Genomic DNA, 19,642 nt, shown 5'->3' with positions numbered 1-19,642 from the left:
GTTCCTCCCCGGTTTGAGCGACCGCTCTCCGGGGAATCGGGACCCCATGCCGTCGTACGACTACGAGGTCGACCTCGAGAGCATGGGCCAGGCCGCCCAGGGCCTCGGCGAGACCGTCCAGCTCTTCAAGGACAACGACGTCGAGGACCTCGTCCCCGGCAAGGACGACGTCGGGAGCGACGTCGTGTGGGACGCCCTCGACGAGTTCAAGAACCGCTGGGAGGAGGGCGTCAACAACCTCTGCCAGGACGTCGAGGAGATGTCCGGACGCCTGGGCAAGATCGCGATGAACTACTTCGACACCGACAAGGCCGGCTACGACGCCCTGTCCGCGCTCAAGGGCACCATCGCCGCCATCAAGGTCATGTGACGTGCCGGACTTCGTGATCGAGGGCAACCCCGGCAACGTGCGGGCCAAGGCCCTCACGATGGAGCAGAAGGGCCAGCTCTTCTACGACACCGGCGACGCGCTGTCGAAGATCGACGTGTCGGGCTGGACCGGCCGCGCCGCCGACGAGTTCCGCGAGGCGCACGACCTCGAGCCGGACCGCTGGGTCAAGGCGGGCAACGGCTTCAAGAAGGCCGCTGCCGGTCTGACGACGTACGCCGGCGCCCTCGAGGACGCGCAGCGGAGGGCAGCCGAGGCCAAGGCCGAGCACGAGCGCGGGGAGCGGGAGTCGGCGACCGCGCGCACGCAGTACGACTCCTACCTGGGCCGGATGCGGGCCTACTGGAGCAGTGGCGGCACCGACCAGGCGGAGCCGTTCGTCGACTGGGGCGACCCGATCCAGCAGGAGGCGCTCGCCGCGTTGAACGCCGCGAGGGCCGACCTCGACAACGCCGCGGCGGTCTGTGCGGGCGACGTGCGCGCCGGATGCGCCGACGCGCCGGAGGAGCCCAACTGGCTGGAGTCGGGCCTGAAGTTCGTCGGCGGCATCTTCGAGGGCGCCGGCGAGGCGGTGTGGGACCTGCTGACGATGGTGCCGTTCAGCCCTGTCAACCTGGTCATCGACTCCTACAAGCTCGCGACGGGTGACCTCACGGCCGAGGAGCTGACGAAGAAGTACGAGCTCTCGGCCGAGAACGCGTGGACGATGGCGCAGGGCATCTACACCGGCCTCACCACCGACCCGGTCGGCTTCGGCAAGGAGCTCGGCAAGTCGCTGCTCGACTGGGACACCTGGGCCGACGACCCGGCCCGCGCGATCGGCCACCTCGTGCCCGACGCCGTCGCCGCCGTCGCCACCGCCGGCGCCGGCGCACTGGCCACCCGCGGCGCGAAGGGCGGCATGGACCTGCTGGACGGGCTGTCCGACCTCTCGAAGCTCGACAACCTGTCGGACCTCAACAAGCTCGACAGCCTCGACGACCTCTCGCGCCTGAACCGGCTCGACGACCTTCCCGACCTCCACCGCTACGACGACGTCACCCCGGCGCCGCAGGGGGTGGATCGCACCCTCGGCGACCCGGCGCTCGAACCGTGGCTGGACGAGGTCACGGCGGCGCACCCCGAGCTGGACCGCGAGGGGATCCGCGGCATCTGGGACTACACGACCGACGACGGCTACCGGGTGATGAACAACAACATGCGCGAGATCGGGCCCAACGAGGCCCACGTGCAGGCGAGGATCGATGCCACCAACCGCGGCCTGGACCAGCTGCCCAGCTACGACGGCACCACCTATCGCGGCACCAACCTCCCGGACGCCATGGTCGAGCACATCAACAACGGCGGCAACCTCTCCGACGGCGCCTTCACCAGCAGCTCCCTGAGCCCGGACGTGGCGGACGGCTTCATGAAGCTCGATCGGGACAACCCGACGAGCATCACCGTGCAGGGCCATTCCGGCACCAACGTCGGCCCCTTCTCGGCCGCGCAGGGCGAGGCTGAGATCCTGTTCCGCGGAGGCACCGAGTTCCAGGTGCTCGAGAACTCCGTCGACGCCAACGGAGTCCGTCACCTCGTGGTCAGGGAGGTCAGATGAGTGACGACGACCTCGATCGCATGACGCCGGAGGAGATCAGGGCCTGGGCCGAGCGCCAGCGCGCCGCGTCTCGTGAGGCGTTCGCCGGTCAACCCGTGCCCGAGATCAGCCGCGTCAAGCGCGACGACTACCCCCACTGGAAGGTCGTGGCCTACATGTTCCACACCCGGGCCGGAGACCGGGTGCTGGTCGACCGGGGCGACGGGGCGGCCACCGAGGGCACGCTGGGCGGCGTGCGTCAGGGACGGGAGCACGACGAGCTGCTGGTCGAACTCGACGGTGTCACCTGGGCCTGTGCGCGGGCCGACGGCACCGACTGGGACCCCGACCGCAACGGCCGGGTGCGCGTCGAGACCCTCCGGGTGCCCGTCCTCGCCCGCCCCGAGGCAGCCGCGGCAAGCCCGGAGCGCTGGACCCTGCAGACCAACATGGAGGGTCAGCCGTGACGCAGACGCCGGACCTCGACAAGCTGCTGACCACGCTCGAGCAGCTCCCGCCCCATGTCGGGATGGTCTTCCGCGGCTGCGAGGCGCGCAGCCACGAGCGGTGGTCCGGGCGTGCCCACGTGACCGACCGGCTGCTGTCGACGTCGCGTGACCCGCGCGTCGCTACGGAGAACTTCTCCACCGACGCCGTGTACGCCGTGCTGAGCAGGACGGGTCGCTCGATCGAGCCGTTCTCGGCGGCCCGTCACGAGCGCGAGGTCGTCCTGCTTCCCGGCACCGTCCTCACCCTCGTGACCCGGGTGCGCGTCAAGGACCTCGGCGTCACCATCGTCGAGGAGTTCGATCCCTCGGCCGGGCAGGAGCCCGCGTTCGACCTCGCGGCAGTGCAGGAGCAGATCGGCCGCGCCATCCTCGAGGCGGAGCTGGGCGACCGGGTTCCCGACCCCATCGAGGGAAAGTTCGCCGGCGACATCGCGTGACGACGACCGACGCGCGGTCCGACCGCATCGAGGGCGTCCTGCTCGGCGCGGCGTGCGGTGACGCGCTCGGAGTGCCGTACGAGCTCGGCTCGAGCTCGCTTGCCCCGGGCGAGGAGCCCCGGATGGTTGGCGGCGGGCTCGGGCCCTACGCGCCCGGCGAGTGGAGCGACGACACGCAGATGGGCGTCGTCATCGCGAGCGTGGCCGCGGACCACGGCCTCCGTCACGTCACCGCCCTCGACGCGGTCGTCCAGGGCTGGGTCGACTGGCTCGGCGGTGGCGCCACCGACGTGGGCGCGCAGACCCGACAGGTGCTCGGTGCGGTCGCGGCCGACGGTTCCACGCGGCCGTGGGGGTCGTCGTCTGCGGCAGCGGCTGCGCTGCACCGACGCACGGGACGGACGGCCGGCAACGGGTCGCTGATGCGCACGGCGCCAGTGGCACTGTCGTTCCTCGACGACCCCGCGACGCTGACCCTCGCGGCACGCTGGCTCTCCGAGGCCACCCACCACGACCCCCTCGCGGGCGACGCGTGCGTCCTGTGGTGCCACGCGATCCGGTTGGCCGTCCTCGACGGCTCGCTGCCCGAGCTGGCCGGGCTCGTCGGCGTCCTGCCGCTCGCCCGGCAGGAGCAGTGGGCCGGCTGGATCACCGACGCCGAGGGGCGTACGCCGTCCGCGTTCGCGCCCAACGGCTACGTCGTCACCGCCTTCCAGGCCGCGTGGTCGGCGATCCGCCATCCGGCCGGTGACGGACGTCCGCTCGTCGCCTCGCTCGTCGCCGCGGTGCACGCGGGCGACGACACCGACACCGTCGCCGCGATCGCCGGGGCGTTGCTCGGCGCCGTCCACGGCGCCTCGTCGCTGCCCGAGGAGTGGCTGGGGCTCGTGCACGGCTGGCCCGGCCTGCGTGCCGACGACCTGCGCGACCTCGCCCGGCGGGTGGTGGAGCGCGGCGTCGAGATCGCCGAGGCCCACCGCGCGCCCGAGGAGCTCGTCGAGGTCGCCGAGCACCTGGTCGCCCGCGGCCTCGGTGAGGGCCACGACTTCTTCGTCCGCGGCCGCCCGGTCCCGAGCGGCCTCTCCAGCGAGTACATCGGCCTCGAGCAGCTCGAGGACGGCACCTACCGGGTCTGGTACCTCGGCGACCGGGGGACGCAGCGCTCGCTCGTGGAGAGCGCCGACTGGGCGGTCGTACGAGCACGATTCGTCGAGGAGTCCGTCACCCTCGCGCAGGCTCGCCGCCGGAGCTCGAAGATCCTCGACGATCCGGACGAGACGCGGCGCTGGTGGCCGCGGGGCTGAGGATTCGGGCCGCTGCTCGAAGGCTCCTCCCACATTGGTCGAAGATCGACTCAGGCGAGCCGACGCGGGCGTAGCCTGCGGGAGCCGGAGGAGGGGGCTCGTCCGGCGGGCTGACGGAGGGGTCGAGCGATGTGGGGCATGCGCAGGTTGCTGGTCGTCGTGCTGCTCGTGGGCGCCGTGCTCGCGGGCGCGCCCGCGGGTGCCGGTCCCGTGACGACCGCCGCCGGCGGTGCCGAGCGGTTCGCGGCGCTCGGCCGACTCTCGATCCCGGCGATCGGCGTGGACGCCGGGATCATCCCGGTCGGCGTGACGCGGGCCGGCCACCTCGCGATCGGGCGCAGCGTCCGCGACGTCTACCGCTGGCGCTCGGGTGTGCTGCCTGGCCAGCAGGGGAGCGCCGTCCTCGCGGGGCACACGTGGTCCAAGGGCCCCGGCGTGTTCGACGACCTCGGCAGGCTCCGCCCCGGGAACCTCGTCGTGGTCGGCCGCAACCGCTTCGAGGTCACCCGCGTGCGCCGGGTCACCGGCATGTCGCGCTCGGCCGTCGCTGCACTCTTCAGTGATCGGGGCGCCGCGCGCCTCGTCCTCCTCACCTGCGGCGACCGCAACGACCTGACGGGTGTCTACCGCACCCGGATCATCGTCAACGCGCGCCTGCTGCCCTCCCACTGACCCGACGCGTCAGCCGGACAGCCGTCCGGGTCACGGCAGTCGCGATCGCGTCGACGTCGCCGGCGTCGCTGGGGAAGGTCACCGCCACCCCGGCCACCGGGTGGGCGTTGTGGTCGAGCACGGCTGCGGCCACGCTCTGCAGCCCGGGCGTGACCTCGCCGTCCTCGGTCGCGTGGCCGCGCTGTCGGGTCTCGGACAGCACGGTGCGCAGGGCGCTCAACGACGACGGGCCCTTGCCGTGGCGGTCGACGAACGCGCCCCGGTCGGGGTACAGCGCCCGGACCTGGCTGGCCGGCAGTGCGGCGAGGATGGTCCGCCCGGAGGCGGTCAGGTGGGCGGGCAGGCGTACGCCGACGTCCGTGACCAGCGGCGGCCGCCCGGGCGCCCGCTCCTCGATGACGTAGAGGACGTCGCGTCCGTGGAGCACGGCGAGGTGCGCGCCGTGGCCGGTCCGGTCGACGAGCTCGGCGAGCGGCCGGCGCGCGAGCCGGGCGAGCGGCTCCTGGCGGGTGAAGCCGCTGCCCACCTCGAAGGCGGCGACTCCGAGCCCGTAGCGGTGCTCGTCGGGCAGGTGCACGACGAAGCCCTCGTCGATCATCGTGTTGAGCAGGTGGTACGCCGTGCTGCGCGGCAGGTCGCACGCGCGGACGATCCGGTCGAGCGGGACCGGGTCGGCCTGCGTGGCCAGGAACCGCAGCACGCGCAGGGCGCGCGTCGCTGCGGGGACCTGGCTCACGGCTGTGGGCTCAGGACTTGTCCGAGCCCTTGGTGAACCAGCCCCCGCCGCTGTCGGTCTGCTCGATCGGCTTGCCGGGCATCTCGTTGGCGCCGGGCGTGCGGCGCGGGAGCAGCGGGGCCCGGCCGTCCTGGGTGTCGTCCTGGGTGTCGTCCGCGGTCGGCTGGGTGGGCGGCTCGGCGGCGGTCGACTCGGCGGCGGTTGGCTCGGTAGCCGGCTCGGTGGCAGTCGCCTGGGTGGCGGCCGGCTCGGTGTTGACCTCGGACGGCGGGGTCGGGGTGTGGTCGGCGGTGCCAGGGACCTGGGGCGCGTAGTCGTCGGCCTTGTGGTCGACGCGCGGGTCGACCCGGTCGGCCGCGCGGACCTGTCCCTCGTGGGTCGCCTCGATCTGCTGCGCGGCCAGTCGGGCCTCGTGGGCCTGCGCCTCGGCCTTGGCGGCTGCGGCGCGGGCCTCCTCGGCCTCGGCCTCAGCGGCCGCCGCGCGCTCCTGGGCGGGGGCGATCGTGGCCTGCGCCTGTGTCGCGGCCTGGGCGCGGAGCTGCTCGGCGCGAGCGACGTTGGCCTCGCGGTTCTTCTTCCGGATGAGGAACGCCGCAACAGCGATCACGACGGCGATGATGACGAGGACGATGATGAGCGTGGTCACGGGCTTCCTCTTTCACGGGACAGGGACGCCCAGTCTTCCAGCACTGGTCGTCCCTGTCCTGCGTTGCGTCGCGAGGCGCGCGGATCAGGCGCGGTGGCTGCCCTCGGTCCCGTCCGCGCGGCGCGGGTCGTCCGCGTCGAGCAGCGTGTCGGGGTCGTGAGTGGTCGTGTCGTGCGTGGTCGTGTCGTGGTGGGTCGTCGTGCCGGGGGCGTACTCGTCTGACGAGGTGTCCACGTGCGGGTCGACCTGGTCGGCCGTGCGGAGCCGGTCCTCGTGGACGGCCTGCTGCTGGGTGGCCGCGACCTGTGCGTCGCGTGCCTGCCTCTCGGCACGCTCGGCCTCGAGCCGGGCACGCTCGGCCTGTGCCTCCGCCTCCTTGGCGCGCACCTGCGTCTCCGGGATCTCGGCGGCGTGCTCCTGGGCCTCGTGCCGCAGGTGCTCGGCGTGCTCGTGCTGCTTCTTCTTGCGCTGCTGGGCCATCAGCCAGGCGGCGAGTGCCGCCAGGACCAGGACGACGACCACGATGATGATGATCCACTCGGTCGTTTCCATGGCGAACCTCCTGCTCCGGCGACCGCGTGCGGGTCGCCACGCCCTCACCGTGGCACAGCAACCAGCCTGAGCGGCCCCCCCGGAGGGGTCACATTCCGTGGTCGACCGCGCTCAGTGGATCGCCGCCATGACTCGGTCCGCCGTCGTGTGGGCGAGGTAGTACCCGTCGTCCATGGCGTCCCGGAAGTGCAGGCCGCCCCAGATCCGCGCGTGCAGGGTGTCGTGCTCGAGTGCGGTCAGGTTGGCGTACGGCCGTGCCTGCGACCCGATCCGCAGGACCAGGGCGGTGTCGTCGCCCAAGGTCTGGCGGACGACCTCGACCCACGACCCCGTGGCGGCCGCGTGACCGCTGGTGTAGTCGGAGTACGACGGGTTGGTGACCAGCGGCGTCCATTCCGTCTGCGGGGTGGTGGCCGGGTTCCCGTCGGACGCGGCACCGGCGATCGCCTGGTACGGACGCCAGAAGCCGACGTCGAACTTGAGCCGGAAGGTCTGGATGAAGCTCGTCAGGACGGCTGCGTCCATTCTGGCGAACATCCGCGTGGTGGGCAGCAGCCCCATGGGCTCGCCGTCGAGCACGTCGCAGACCGCGAGGCGGTAGGCCGCACTGACGGTCGGCGTGTTGAAGAACTGCGCGATCGCGGTCTGCTCGGGGGTGCGGGTGGTGGACGTCGTGGAGCCGAGGTCGGCCACCTCGATGTAGTCGGCGGCGTAGGCGGGGCTCGTCAGCGGGTCGTGCCCGTCGAGCGCGACGGGCGCGACGTCGACGACCGGCTTGAGGAAGCCGAGCCACGCCAGCGCCATGCCACCACCGGTCGTCGGGGCACCCGGGCCGGGCTGCCACACGCCCACGCCGGGCTCCTTGGAGTAGACCCGAGACAGGTCGAAGCGACCGTCACCGACCCTGGAGGCGATCATCGCGTCGGCCGCGGCTGCGCCGATGGCGGCACCTGCGTCGGCCTTCTTCCCGTCCGGGACCCTCGCCATCGTCGCGGTCAGGTCGGCATCGAGGTTGGTCCGCGATGCCGGGAAGTACTCCCACAGCACGTCGTGTGCCGCGGTGGCCACCGCGGCGGTCGCAGCCACCCGTCCTCGGCGCTGGGCCTCGCTGGCGGCGTCGTGCACCGCGAGCGAGGTGAACGTGAGGTACATCGAGCCGACGGGCGGCGCGGGGAGGGGAGAGGTCTCCGTCCAGATGGTGCGGACGGCGATGCGTTGCCACATCACGGCGGCCTCGGCGGCCTTGACGTGGTCGTCCTGCGGGCCGGCCGACGCACGGGCGGAGCGGTCGCTCGCGGGGACGGCGTCAGCGACGGTCGCGAAGAGGGGGAGCACGAGGACGCTGGAGCACAGCAGCACGAGTGAGCGACGCAAGGAGGTCATGGCATGCGCCTTTCGGGGACAGGGGCCTCCTGCGAGTCTCGGACTGGCGTCCGGCCGCCACCATTCGCGTTCGCGCGAACCTTGCCGACGATCGTCTAGACCACGCGGGCGATCCGCTCCTTGAGGTCGAGGCCGGGCAGGTCGCGCTCCTGCAGCCGCGCGACCGCGGCGGTCCGGCCGCTCACCCCGAGCTTGCGGTAGGCGTGCTCGAGGTGCTTGCGGACCGTCGACTCGGCGATGCCGAGGTCCCGCGCGATCTGCGCGTTCGAGGCACCGGACGTCAGGTGGGCCAGCACCGCCCGCTCCTGCGTCGTCATGGTGGGCGGCACGCTCGGGGTCGGCCGCTCGTGGACGAGTCGCACCAGCACGGGTGTGATCATGCGGGCGAGGGCGACGTCGTCCTCGGTGAAAGAGCTGAGGCGCCTGCCGAGCAGCACCCGCACGAACCCGTCCGGGCCGTTGGGGCAGGAGATGGCGAGCGTTCCGGCACGCCCCGGACGCCGCTGCCGCACGCTGATGCCGGGCGATCGGCCTTGGAGCTCCGGCGCCGGGTCGTCCGGGGGTGGGTACCCCAGCTCGACCGTGGAGGTGACCCCGCGAGCGGAGTCGTGGAAGACCACCACGACGCCGTCGCACGGGATCAGCGCCGCAAGCCACTGGAGGACGTGCTGGGAGGGGAGAGGCATTCCCGGGCAGGGGGCGGCCCCCAGCAGGTGGCGCATCGCCTGCTGCTTGGTCTCGTTGAGCACGAGGTCCGGCATCGCTCACCCTCCCGCCGACCGACGCTAGACCTTGCGCGAGCCCGCGTCATCCCGAATTCGGGTGGTCTGGGATCCGAGACACCGACGGTTCAGCATGGGGTTTTCACGATGGGGCGGGCGGAGTTGGATGAGGTGCATGCAGACCGTTCACGTCGGGGTCGGCCCCGTCTCGTTCGACGACCTCGTCCACGTCGCCCGTGAGGGCGCCTCCGTCGTCCTGACCGACGAGGCGCTGGGTGCGATCGACCGTGCCCGGGGCGTGGTCGAGGCGCTCGCCGCCGCGGAGACGCCGACGTACGGCGTCAGCACCGGCTTCGGCGCCCTCGCCACCCGGCACATCCCCAGCGACATGCGCGCCCAGCTGCAGCGGTCCCTCGTGCGGTCCCATGCCGCCGGGTCCGGTCCGGAGGTGGAGCGCGAGGTGGTGCGGGCGCTCATGCTGCTGCGGCTCTCGACGCTCGCGACCGGTCGCACCGGCGTACGCCGCGAGACCGCGCAGCTGATGGCCGACCTGCTGTCGCACGGCATCACGCCGGTGGTGCGGGAGTACGGCTCGCTCGGCTGCTCCGGTGACCTCGCGCCGCTCTCGCACTGCGCGCTCGCGCTGATGGGCGAGGGCGAGGTCCGCGACGTCGACGGCGCGCTGGTGCCCGCCGCCGAGGCGCTCGGGGCCGCCGGCCTCGAGCCCGTGGAGCTGGTCGCCAAGGAGGGCCTCGCGCTCATCAACGGCACCGACGGGATGCTGGGCATGCTCGTCATGGCGATCACCGACCTGCGGATGCTGCTGCGCACCGCCGACGTCGCCGCGGCGATGAGCGTCGAGGCACAGCTCGGCACCGACCGGGTCTTCGCCGCCGAGCTGCAGGACATCCGCCCGCACCCCGGCCAGGCCCTGTCGGCGGCCAACCTGACCGCGCTGATGGCCGGCTCCGCGATCGTCGCCTCGCACCGCACCGGCGACTGCAACCGCGTCCAGGACGCCTACTCGCTGCGCTGCTCGCCGCAGGTGCACGGCGCGGCCCGCGACACCGTCGAGCACGCCGCGACCGTCGCCGGCCGCGAGCTCGCCAGCGCGATCGACAACCCCGTGGTGGTCGGCGACCGCGTCGAGTCCAACGGCAACTTCCACGGGGCCCCGATCGGCTACGTGCTCGACTTCCTCGCGATCGTCGCCGCCGACGTCGCGTCGATCAGCGAACGACGTACGGACCGCTTCCTCGACCGGGCGCGCAGCCACGGGTTGCCGCCGTTCCTCGCCTCCGACCCGGGGGTCGACAGCGGGCACATGATCGCGCAGTACACCCAGGCCTCGATCGTCGCGGAGCTGAAGCGGCTCGCGGTCCCGGCGTCGGTGGACTCCATCCCCTCCAGCGCGATGCAGGAGGACCACGTGTCGATGGGCTGGAACGCCGCCCGCAAGCTGCGCCGGTCCGTCGACGGGCTGTCGCGGGTGGTCGCCGTCGAGGTGCTCACCGCGGCACGCGCGCTCGACCTCCGCGCGCCGCTCGAGCCGTCACCGGCGACCGGTGCGGTCGTCGACCTCCTGCGCAGCAACGGCATCGCCGGCCCCGGCCCCGACCGTCACCTCTCGCCCGAGATCGAGGCCACCGTCGACCTCGTCCAGTCCGGCGCCGTGCTGGCCGCCGCGGAGGGTGTGGTCGGTCCGCTGGCCTGAGGTCAGGACGCGGTACTCCCCTCCCGTGCCGGTGCGGTTTGTGCCGTTCGGGAGACGCAGCTCGGCGCCGGTACTAGCTTCCGTCTCGTGAGAAGGAGCATGTGCACAATCGTCCTGGTGGGCATCCTCGCCGCGGCCGGGGTCGGACCCGCGGCCCAGGCGTCGTCGGGAGCTGGAAGTCCGCGTTCCGCCGCGGCACCCTCGTCGGCTGCGCTGTGGAGGTGTTGGTGGTCTCCGACGATGGACCGCAACTGGCACAACGACGCCCTGTGCTCCAACGGCGTGAGCCAGGTGCGTCCCTACCTGCGACCGGCTGACTCCTACATCACCCGCGACGAGCTGATGAGCTCTGCGCGGGCCTGGGCTCGCGCCCGGAACAGCAGTCGCTGACCACTTCCCGGCGCAAGTCTCGGATCACAGACTTGGATCCGGATCGACCTCTTTCGGTCGCCAGCGATGCGGCGTTTTCATGAAGGCATGACCACGAACGCTCCTCACGGCAACCCGCGCCTGCCGATCCACGCCGCCACCGGCACCGAGCTGACCGCGAAGTCGTGGCAGACCGAGGCGCCGCTGCGGATGCTGATGAACAACCTCGACCCCGACAACGCCGAGCGTCCTGAGGACCTCGTCGTCTACGGCGGCACCGGCAAGGCCGCGCGCAGCTGGGAGGCGTACGACGCCATCGTCCGCTCCCTGCGCGACCTCGAGGACGACGAGACGCTGCTCGTGCAGTCGGGCAAGCCGGTCGGGATCATGCGCACGCACGCGTGGGCGCCGCGCGTGCTGATCGCCAACTCGAACCTCGTCGGCGACTGGGCCGACTGGGAGGAGTTCCGCCGGCTCGAGGACCTCGGCCTCACGATGTACGGCCAGATGACGGCCGGCTCGTGGATCTACATCGGTACCCAGGGGATCCTCCAAGGGACGTTCGAGACGTTCGCCGCGATCGCGGACAAGAAGTACGGGGGGACCCTCGCCGGCACCATCACCATCACCGCCGGCCTCGGTGGCATGGGTGGCGCGCAGCCGCTGGCGGTGACGATGAACGACGGTGTGGCCATCTGCGTCGAGTGCGACCAGCACCGCATCGACCGTCGCCTCGAGACCCGCTACCTGGACGTCCAGGCGCGCGACCTCGACCACGCGCTCGAGCTCGCGCTCGAGGCGCGCGCCGCGCGGCGCGGCCTGTCGATCGGCCTCCTCGGCAACGCTGCGGAGGTGCTTCCCGAGGTCCTCGAGCGCCACCTGGAGCGGCAGGAGCGCGGCGACGGGCCGCTCGTCGACATCGTCACCGACCAGACCTCGGCGCACGACCCGCTGTTCTACCTGCCGGCAGGGACGTCGTACGACGACTGGGAGCGCGAGCGCACCGAGGACCCGCGCGGGTTCACCAAGCGCAGCCAGGAGTCGATGGCGCGCCACGTCCACGCGATGGTCGAGCTGCAGGACGCGGGCGCCGAGGTCTTCGACTACGGCAACTCCATCCGCGACGAGGCCCGCAAGGGCGGCTACGACCGGGCCTTCGAGTTCCCCGGCTTCGTGCCGGCCTACATCCGTCCCCTGTTCTGCGAGGGCAAGGGCCCGTTCCGCTGGGCCGCGCTGTCCGGCGACGCCGAGGACATCTACGCCACCGACCGCGCCATCAAGGAGCTCTTCCCGGCCGACGAGAAGCCGGAGTACGCCCGGCTGCACGCGTGGCTCGACATGGCCGCCGAGCGCGTGCAGTTCCAGGGCCTGCCGGCCCGCATCTGCTGGCTGGGGTACGGCGACCGCGCGAAGGCCGGGGCGAAGTTCAACGAGATGGTCGCCAACGGAGAGCTCACGGCGCCGATCGTGATCGGCCGCGACCACCTCGACTGCGGCTCGGTCGCCTCCCCCTACCGCGAGACCGAGGCGATGCTCGACGGCTCGGACGCGATCGCCGACTGGGCGATCCTCAACGCGCTGGTCAACACCGCGTCGGGTGCCACCTGGGTGTCCTTCCACCACGGCGGCGGGGTCGGCATCGGGCGGTCGCTGCACGCCGGCCAGGTCACCGTCGCCGACGGCACTGACCTCGCGGCGGAGAAGATCGCGCGCGTGCTCACCAACGACCCCGGCATGGGCGTCATCCGCCACGTCGACGCGGGCTACGACCGGGCGGTCGAGGTCGCCGACGAGCGCGGCGTGCGGATCCCCATGTCCCCGACCGCTCGGCGTGAGCCCCGGAACGGCGACTGAGCCGCGACGACCCGGAGGTTACCGACGGGGATGCGTTGACACCCCGGGCCGGCGCTGCATGGGATGGACCCCTGCAACCGTCGCAGAACCTATCGGGAGGTTTTCGTGATCCGTCCGCGCCTGCTCGTCGCCACCGCTGTGGCCGCCGCCCTGCCCCTCAGCCTCGCCCTGCTGCCACCGGCCACGGCCGACCCGGTCACCACCCCGGGCGGTCCGTGGCCGCAGGGCGGCGAGAACACCAACGCCATCCGCAGCTACGAACAGCTCTGGAGCACCCTGGAGTCGATCGAGGGTCGTGCGCAGGGAGCGTTCGACCTCAGCCCGGCGCCGCTCACCTCGAACACCGGCCGGGAGATCCCCGTGGTGACGATCGGCGACGGCGACACCGACATCATGTTCGTCGCCAACCAGCACGGCGACGAGTACATCGTCTCCAACGCCATGATCAGCGTCGTCCGCGGGCTCGCCGGGGGATCCGCGGAGGCGCGGGCGATCAGGGACGCGCTCACCGTCACGATCGTCCCGCGCGTCAACGTCGACGGCTTCGACGCCGACGTGGTGGACCTGGCCGGCAACACGACGCCGTGGCGACAGAACTTCGACACCTCGTGCCCGAGCTTCTGCGAGTTCTACCAAGCCGGTCGCGGCTACGACATCAATCGCTACCACTCCTACTCCGCGAGCGCCTACGACCACCCGTACCAGCCCGGCCCGGACACCGACAACCCGGTGCCGGAGGCCATCGCGATGCGGCTGCTGTGGGACGAGCGGCGGCCGCGGCTCGTCGTGGACTTCCACCACCAGGGGACGTACGTCGACGACGACGGTCGGATGATCACCGGCTCGGTGATGTGGCCCAACGCGGAGGCGGAGGCGGCGGCCCTCGGCATCAGCGAGCAGTTCGCCGGCGTCGTGACCGACTCCAAGCGCGTGGTGTCGGAGATGCTCGATGCGCTGGAGGGCAAGGGATACGCCAACATCACGCGCTACCCGAGCACCCCGTTCCCCGGCATCGCCCGCAACGCCTACGGCCTTCTCGGGTCCGCCTCGGTGCTGTACGAGGCTCGCGGTGACATGGGCCAGCCCAGCAGCGGCATGATCGCGAAGCAGACCGAGGTCGCCGGCACGGCGATCCTCCGGGCCGCTGCCGACGGGTCGCTGTGGACGCGGGACACGGTGCCCGCGGACACGATCCGTGAGCGCGGGCCGTTCGTCCCCGACCCGCACGGATGACCAGCGGCCGTCGCGGCGTCGGTGACAGGGTGCAGTCCCATGGACGCCGACGCCGCGAAGGCCAACCTGCACACCTACCTGAAGCACGAGCGCCACGCGGTGCTCGCCAAGCTCAACGACCTGTCGGAGTACGACGTCCGGCGCCCGTTGACCGTCACCGGGACCAACCTCCTCGGGCTGGTCAAGCACCTGGCGACCTGGGAGGCGCGCTACCTCGGCGAGGTCTTCGACCGTCCGTTCCCCGAGCCGCTTCCCCGGTGGGACGTGGAGGCGGACCGGCTCGCGGACATGTGGGCGACCGAGGACGAGTCGCGCAGCGACGTCGTCGACCGCTACCGGCGGGTGTGGGCCCACGGCGATGCGACCGTGGCGGCGCTCGACCTCGACGCGGTCGGCCGGGTCGAGTGGTGGGGCGGTGCCGAGGTGCCGCTCTTCAACGTCCTGGTGCACCTGCTCGCCGAGACGAGCCGGCACGCGGGCCACGCGGACATCCTCCGCGAGGAGCTGGACGGAGCGGTCGGCACGGACGCGGAGGCGATGGCGGCGGAGGGGCACGGCACGGCGTTCTGGGCCGACCGACGCGCGCGGATCGAGGCGGCCGCGCGCGCGGCAGGGGACTGACCGCACCGCGTCCGTCGTCGAACGGCTGACATCCACGGCGGCGTACGTCAGGATCCCTCCATGGCATCGGGGGAGAAGAAGCCGGCGCGTGCGCGCGTCGTGCTCACGGAGATCAGCTCGCGGGCGTGGGAGCACCCGGCCGACAAGGGCGCGCTGGTCGCGCTGCGCAAGCTCCAGGGCTTCGACGTGCTGCTCAAGACCATGTCGGGGGTCTTCCGGGAGCGGGCCTGGCGGCTGACGCTGCTCGGCTCCGCGGTGCGGGTGGACGAGCGGCAGTTCGCGCGGCTGCACCGACTGCTCGCCGAGGTCGGCCGCAACCTCGACGTCAGCGACCTGCCCGAGCTGTACGTCCAGGCAGACCCCTCGCTCAGCGCCGTCACGGTCGGCATGGACAAGCCGATCATCATGCTCTCGTCCGGGCTCGTGCACCACCTCGACGACGACGAGCTGCGCTTCGTGATCGGCCACGAGCTCGGTCACGCCGTCAGCGGGCACGCGGTCTACCGCACGCTGCTGGTGCGGCTCCTCGGCCTCGGCGGGCTGCTCTACGCCCTGCCCGGCGGCGCGATCGGCATCCGGATGGTGACCGTCGGCCTGCTGGAGTGGTCGCGCAAGGCCGAGCTCTCCGCGGACCGCGCCGGTCTGCTGGCGACCCAGGACCCCACCGCGGCCCTGCGCACCCACATGAAGATCGCGAGCGGCGGCACGCTCGAGGAGCTCGACGTCACGTCGTTCCTCCAGCAGGGATCGGAGTACGACGAGGGCGGCGACGTCCGCGAGTCCCTGATCAAGCTCTCGCTGCTGCAGCAGCAGAGCCACCCGTTCGCAGTAGTCCGGGCGACCGAGCTGCGGCGCTGGATCGACTCCGGCGCCTACACGACGATCCTCGGTGGCGACTACCCGCGCCGGGCCGACGACGCCACGGCGTCGGTCAGTGCGGCAGCCCAGGAGGCGGCTGCCAGCTACACCGCGACGTTCGCGCGCACCCAGGACACCCTCGGCCGGCTGGTCCACGACCTCGCCGGATGGATGGGGGCGGCCAGCACCTGGATCAACGACCGCTTCCGCCGGGGGCCCGAGAGCGCCTGAGCGCGCTCCCGGACGTCCGGGGCGGGTCAGGTCTCAGCAGGAAGGGCGCCCACCCGTCGCGCCGACGCCTTCAGCAGGAAGGCGACGATCCCGGGGAAGTCGCCCGCGCCCGCCTCGGTGGCGGCCGCGATGGCCGCGAAGGTGACGGTCTGGAAGACGAGGTCGGCGAGCGGCGCCAGGGTCAGGGCACGGTCGACGTCCGCCTCGGGGTACGACTCCCGCCACGGCTCGGCGAAGGCGGCAAGCAGCTGCTCGGCATCCGCCTCCGCGTCGTCGGAGGACACGAAGTACGCCAGGTGGCTGCCGTCGAGGAACGGGTGGCTGATGCACGCGTCGGTCCAGTCGAACAGGCGGAGGTCCTGCCCGTCGTAGGCGACGTTGCCGGGGTGCAGGTCGCCGTGGGCCAACGTGTCGGGCAGGCCGGTGCTCCAGAGCTCCCGGACGCGCGCCTCCACCTCGTCGGCCGATCCGAGGACCGCATCACGCTCCTCGTCGCTCAGCAGTGCCATCTCCGGGTCGTGGGCCAGCACGCCGCGCCAGGCTGCCAGCGTGGGCCCGGGGCCGCGGTCCGGGCAGCCGGCCGCCCGGAGCTCGTCGAGCCAGGCGAGCGACGCGAGCTGGGCTGCCGCCCAGACGGGTGCGAGCGCCTCGGGCGCGCCGGCGGCGCGGTCCGACGCGCCTGCGAGCGGCTCCATCAGCAACCAGCCCGCCGCGTCGTCGGCCGCCACCACGGTCGGCACCAGGTCGGGCAGCCGCATGGAGAGGCGCTGGAGGATCGCCGCCTCGGCGCGGAAGTGGTCGCAGCACGCCTTGAACCAGAGGACGCCGTCCGACGTGGGGACCTCGAGCACCGCGGAGATCGACCACACGCGGTGGGTGCGGAGCGGCTCCGTCCGTCGGCTGCCGCGAGCGACCAGGCAGTCGTCGATCCAGGTCTCGACCCGGTCGTACCACCCGGCGCGGAACCAGTCGGGTCGCTGCCGCGGCGCCGTGCCGACGTGCTGCGCGAGCGCGGCGCCGACCCGCGCGCCGAACGGTTCGGCGAGGTCGCCGACCGGCGACCACGTGCCACCGGCGACGAGGTCGGGATCTCCCCTCAGCGCCAGGACGTGGAGGACGTTCGCCCTGCCGGCCTCGTCGGGTGGGGGCAGCGAGATGGGTGGGGCGGCGTGCACGCCGTCGGCCACGTGGCGGGTCGCCGCCCGGGTCGGGTCGTCGTCGTCGTCGTCGCTGTGGACGAAGGAGGGGAGCACGCCGTCCTCCGACCAGACCGTCCCGTCGTGGACCAGCGCGACGTGGTGGGTCCTGGTGCGGGCAGCCGCCTGCCGGTCGTCGGTCGTCACCGGAGGATTGTGTCCCCGTCCACCTGCCCCCGGCACCCGAATTTCCGGTCCGGCACGGGCCCGTCACGCAGCGGGGCCCCGGACACCAGCTGGTGTCCGGGGCCCTGTCGCCAGGTGGTGGCGAGGCGCTACCAGACCCGTCGGGCGGAGCCACCGATCGGCACGAAGTTCAGCACCAGACCGACCACGATCAGGATGATGCCGAGGGTCAGCAGGATCTGCTGGGGGAGCAGGAGTCCGAGGATGAGAAGGATCAGTCCGAGGACAATCATGGGTGTGCCTCCTAGGTGGTGCGGGGTGATGCGATCCGGCCCATGGGGGGCGGGCCGGATCACTCTGGCGGTCCCCGACCGCGTTGGCAAAGTGGGGTCCTCCCTTCGGGTGAGGACCTGTTCGTGCTGTGTCCGTCCCGACGGGAGCGCGCTCAGTCGGTGCCGAGCGCCCGGATCGCCTCGTCGATCGCCAGCGTGCGACGTGCAGACTCGACGTGGAGGTTCTCCACCATCTTGCCGTTGAACGTGACCACACCCGCGCCCTTGCCGTCCTCCCAGGCAGCGATCAGTCCCCGCGCGTCCTCGACCGCCTGATCGCTCGGGGCGAAGGCCCGGTTGGCGCCCTCCACCTGACCGGGGTGGATGAGCGTCTTGCCGTCGAAGCCCATCTGGCGGCCCTGCTCGCACTCGGCCAGGAAGCCCTCGGTGTCCTTCACGTCGTTGTAGACGCCGTCGATGACCGCGATGCCCGCGGCCCGGCCGGCGAGGAGGGCGGTGTGCAGGCTGGGCAGGATCGGCCCGCGCCCCGGCACGTGCTCGGCGTACAGCTCCTTGACCAGGTCGTTGGTGCCGAGGACGAAGGCACCGATCCGCTCCGAGGCCCGCGCGATGGCGAGGGCGTCCAGGATCGCGACCGGAGTCTCGACCATCGCCCAGAGACGGGTGTGGTCGGGTGCGCCGGCCTTCTCCATCGCCGCGACCAGCCGCCCGACGTCCTCGGCGCTGTCGACCTTCGGGACCACGATCGCGGCGGGCCCGGCCTGGCTGGCGGCGACGATGTCGTCGTCGTGCCACTGGGTGCCCAGGCCGTTGACGCGGATGGTGACCGTGCGACGCCCGTAGTCACCGCTGGCCGCCGCGGCGGCCGCCGCCTCCCGGGCGGCCGGCTTGGCGTCGGGCGCCACGGCGTCCTCGAGGTCGAGGATCAGGCCGTCGCAGGCGATCGTCCTCGCCTTCTCCAGCGCGCGCTCGTTGGAGCTCGGCATGTAGAGGACCGAGCGGAGAGGGGTGAACTCGCTCATGCCGTCACCTCGTCCTGGTTCGAGATGGCGTCGTACTGCTCCTTGAGCCTGGGGTCGATGGCGGCGAGCTCCTCGGCGAGCGCCACCATCACCTGGCACTGCTTCACGGAGGCGTCGTCCTCCATCTTCCCGTCGATCATCACGGCACCGGTCCCGTCGCCCATCGCGGCGATCACCCGTCGGGCGTGCGCGACGTCCTCGACGCTGGGGGAGAAGACCTTGTTGGCGATCGCGATCTGCGCCGGGTGCAGGCTCCAGGCGCCGACACAGCCCAGGAGGAACGCGTTGCGGAACTGGTCCTCGCACGCGACGGTGTCCTTGATGTCGCCGAACGGCCCGTAGTAGGGGTAGATGCCGTGCATCGCACACGCGTCGACCATCCGGGCGATCGTGTAGTGCCACAGGTCCTGCTGGTACGACGTCCGCTGGGCGTCGTACTGCGGCACGCCGAGGTCGTCACGCACCGGGTCCTCGCGGACGAGGTAGCCGGGGTGGCCGCCGCCGACGCGCGTCGTCTTCATCCGGCGGTCCGCGGCCAGGTCGGCCGGACCGAGCGACAGGCCCTGCATGCGCGGGCTGGCGGCGCAGATCTCCTCGATGTTCGCCACGCCCCGCGCCGTCTCCAGGATGGCGTGCACCAGGATCGGCCGGTCGAGGCCGGCCTTCGCCTCGAGCTGGGCGAGCAGGCGGTCGACGTAGTGGATGTCCTCCGCGCCCTGCACCTTCGGCACCATGATCACGTCGAGCTTGTCGCCGATCTCGGGCACCAGGGTGGTGAGGTCGTCGAGCACCCACGGGCTGTCGAGCGAGTTGATGCGGGTCCAGAACTGCGTGGGACCGAAGTCGGTTCCCTTCCCTATGTCGACGAGGCCCTGGCGCGACCTCTCCTTGTTCTCCGCCTTGACCGCGTCCTCGAGGTTGCCGAGCAGCACGTCGACCGTGCCGACCATGTCGGGCACCTTGGCGGCCATCTTCTCGTTGCCCGGGTCGAAGAAGTGGATGGCGCGGCTCGGGCGGGCCGGGATCTCGCGCGGCGGCGCGGGCGCACCGACGGCGAGCGGGGCGAAGAAGTCCTTGGCGGGGCGTGTCATGGCCGCAAACTACCGCCGCGCGCCGGGGGCCGGATATGACGCATGTCTCTCCCCTTGCGATCCCCGGATATCCGGGGAACCTCCCGCTTGTCGGCCGAAGTTTCGGGGG

General features: G+C 72.2%; 21 protein-coding genes. 12 read left to right on the top strand and 9 right to left on the bottom strand.

The features are described from left to right. Positions 1–46: 46 nt before the first annotated feature. From ACFQW6_RS11935 to ACFQW6_RS11910, 6 genes are all read left to right on the top strand, one after another. Positions 47–370 (top strand): hypothetical protein, encoded by a 324-nt coding sequence (locus tag ACFQW6_RS11935; RefSeq protein ID WP_378545058.1) that lies wholly within the window; start codon positions 47–49, stop codon positions 368–370. A gap of 1 nt (position 371) precedes the next feature. Further along, positions 372–1,985 carry a putative T7SS-secreted protein gene (locus tag ACFQW6_RS11930; protein ID WP_378545056.1) on the top strand — a complete coding sequence of 538 codons (1,614 nt, stop codon included), beginning with the start codon at positions 372–374 and terminating at the stop codon, positions 1,983–1,985. Continuing rightward, positions 1,982–2,431 (top strand): hypothetical protein, encoded by a 450-nt coding sequence (locus tag ACFQW6_RS11925; RefSeq protein WP_378545053.1) that lies wholly within the window; start codon positions 1,982–1,984, stop codon positions 2,429–2,431. Before ACFQW6_RS11930 ends, ACFQW6_RS11925 begins: the two co-directional genes overlap by 4 nt. Continuing rightward, entirely contained in the window at positions 2,428–2,910 is a 483-nt protein-coding gene (locus ACFQW6_RS11920; RefSeq protein WP_378545050.1) for an ADP-ribosyltransferase domain-containing protein, read from the top strand. Before ACFQW6_RS11925 ends, ACFQW6_RS11920 begins: the two co-directional genes overlap by 4 nt. After that, on the top strand, positions 2,907–4,214 hold the full coding sequence (locus ACFQW6_RS11915) for an ADP-ribosylglycohydrolase family protein (protein ID WP_378545047.1): 1,308 nt from the start codon (positions 2,907–2,909) through the stop codon (positions 4,212–4,214). Before ACFQW6_RS11920 ends, ACFQW6_RS11915 begins: the two co-directional genes overlap by 4 nt. Positions 4,215–4,343: 129 nt before the next feature. After that, a complete protein-coding gene (locus ACFQW6_RS11910; RefSeq protein WP_378545044.1) occupies positions 4,344–4,886 on the top strand; it encodes a class F sortase in 543 nt (180 codons plus the stop codon). Here ACFQW6_RS11910 and ACFQW6_RS11905 read toward each other — a convergent pair. The 5 genes from ACFQW6_RS11905 to ACFQW6_RS11885 form a co-directional block, all read right to left on the bottom strand. Then, positions 4,858–5,622 (bottom strand): IclR family transcriptional regulator, encoded by a 765-nt coding sequence (locus tag ACFQW6_RS11905; protein WP_378545041.1) that lies wholly within the window; start codon positions 5,620–5,622, stop codon positions 4,858–4,860. The genes ACFQW6_RS11910 and ACFQW6_RS11905 overlap by 29 nt on opposite strands. 10 nt (positions 5,623–5,632) lie before the next feature. Next, positions 5,633–6,268, bottom strand: a complete 636-nt coding sequence (locus ACFQW6_RS11900) for a hypothetical protein (RefSeq protein ID WP_378545038.1) — start codon at positions 6,266–6,268, stop codon at positions 5,633–5,635. Positions 6,269–6,352: 84 nt separating this feature from the next. Next, on the bottom strand, positions 6,353–6,820 hold the full coding sequence (locus ACFQW6_RS11895; RefSeq protein WP_378545035.1) for a hypothetical protein: 468 nt from the start codon (positions 6,818–6,820) through the stop codon (positions 6,353–6,355). A 111-nt stretch (positions 6,821–6,931) separates the two neighbouring features. Continuing rightward, entirely contained in the window at positions 6,932–8,203 is a 1,272-nt protein-coding gene (locus ACFQW6_RS11890) for a vanadium-dependent haloperoxidase (RefSeq protein WP_378545032.1), read from the bottom strand. Between the two features lie 95 nt (positions 8,204–8,298). Beyond that, complete coding sequence (locus tag ACFQW6_RS11885) at positions 8,299–8,964, bottom strand: response regulator transcription factor (protein ID WP_378545029.1); 666 nt, start codon at positions 8,962–8,964, stop codon at positions 8,299–8,301. Positions 8,965–9,100: 136 nt separating this feature from the next. On the opposite strand from ACFQW6_RS11885, the gene hutH reads away from it, so the two are divergent. The 6 genes from hutH (at position 9,101) to ACFQW6_RS11855 (ending at position 15,805) form a co-directional block, all read left to right on the top strand. After that, positions 9,101–10,639 (top strand): histidine ammonia-lyase, encoded by a 1,539-nt coding sequence (hutH, locus tag ACFQW6_RS11880; protein WP_378545026.1) that lies wholly within the window; start codon positions 9,101–9,103, stop codon positions 10,637–10,639. A gap of 240 nt (positions 10,640–10,879) precedes the next feature. Further along, positions 10,880–11,029, top strand: coding sequence for a hypothetical protein (locus ACFQW6_RS11875; protein ID WP_378545023.1), 150 nt, complete (start codon positions 10,880–10,882; stop codon positions 11,027–11,029). Positions 11,030–11,116: 87 nt separating this feature from the next. After that, positions 11,117–12,862, top strand: coding sequence for a urocanate hydratase (gene hutU / locus ACFQW6_RS11870; protein WP_378545020.1), 1,746 nt, complete (start codon positions 11,117–11,119; stop codon positions 12,860–12,862). A gap of 105 nt (positions 12,863–12,967) precedes the next feature. Then, positions 12,968–14,095 (top strand): M14 family zinc carboxypeptidase, encoded by a 1,128-nt coding sequence (locus tag ACFQW6_RS11865; protein ID WP_378545017.1) that lies wholly within the window; start codon positions 12,968–12,970, stop codon positions 14,093–14,095. Between the two features lie 39 nt (positions 14,096–14,134). Beyond that, on the top strand, positions 14,135–14,716 hold the full coding sequence (locus ACFQW6_RS11860; RefSeq protein ID WP_378545014.1) for a DinB family protein: 582 nt from the start codon (positions 14,135–14,137) through the stop codon (positions 14,714–14,716). A 60-nt stretch (positions 14,717–14,776) separates the two neighbouring features. After that, positions 14,777–15,805 carry a M48 family metallopeptidase gene (locus tag ACFQW6_RS11855; RefSeq protein WP_378545011.1) on the top strand — a complete coding sequence of 343 codons (1,029 nt, stop codon included), beginning with the start codon at positions 14,777–14,779 and terminating at the stop codon, positions 15,803–15,805. A 26-nt stretch (positions 15,806–15,831) separates the two neighbouring features. Here the strand turns inward: ACFQW6_RS11855 and ACFQW6_RS11850 are convergent, their stop codons facing one another. The 4 genes from ACFQW6_RS11850 to ACFQW6_RS11835 form a co-directional block, all read right to left on the bottom strand. Then, positions 15,832–17,148 carry an aminoglycoside phosphotransferase family protein gene (locus tag ACFQW6_RS11850; protein ID WP_378545008.1) on the bottom strand — a complete coding sequence of 439 codons (1,317 nt, stop codon included), beginning with the start codon at positions 17,146–17,148 and terminating at the stop codon, positions 15,832–15,834. Positions 17,149–17,276: 128 nt separating this feature from the next. After that, a complete protein-coding gene (locus ACFQW6_RS11845) occupies positions 17,277–17,420 on the bottom strand; it encodes a hypothetical protein (RefSeq protein WP_378545005.1) in 144 nt (47 codons plus the stop codon). Between the two features lie 152 nt (positions 17,421–17,572). Continuing rightward, positions 17,573–18,442 (bottom strand): HpcH/HpaI aldolase/citrate lyase family protein, encoded by an 870-nt coding sequence (locus ACFQW6_RS11840; protein WP_378545002.1) that lies wholly within the window; start codon positions 18,440–18,442, stop codon positions 17,573–17,575. Further along, positions 18,439–19,533 (bottom strand): HpcH/HpaI aldolase/citrate lyase family protein, encoded by a 1,095-nt coding sequence (locus ACFQW6_RS11835; RefSeq protein ID WP_378544999.1) that lies wholly within the window; start codon positions 19,531–19,533, stop codon positions 18,439–18,441. Before ACFQW6_RS11835 ends, ACFQW6_RS11840 begins: the two co-directional genes overlap by 4 nt. Positions 19,534–19,642 lie beyond the last annotated feature (109 nt).

This window comes from Nocardioides sp. GCM10028917 (genome assembly GCF_042666175.1).
In the GTDB taxonomy this organism is placed as follows: Bacteria; Actinomycetota; Actinomycetes; order Propionibacteriales; family Nocardioidaceae; genus Nocardioides.
Note: the sequence above shows the minus strand (reverse complement) of the source record. Positions and strands in the feature narration are given on the sequence as shown.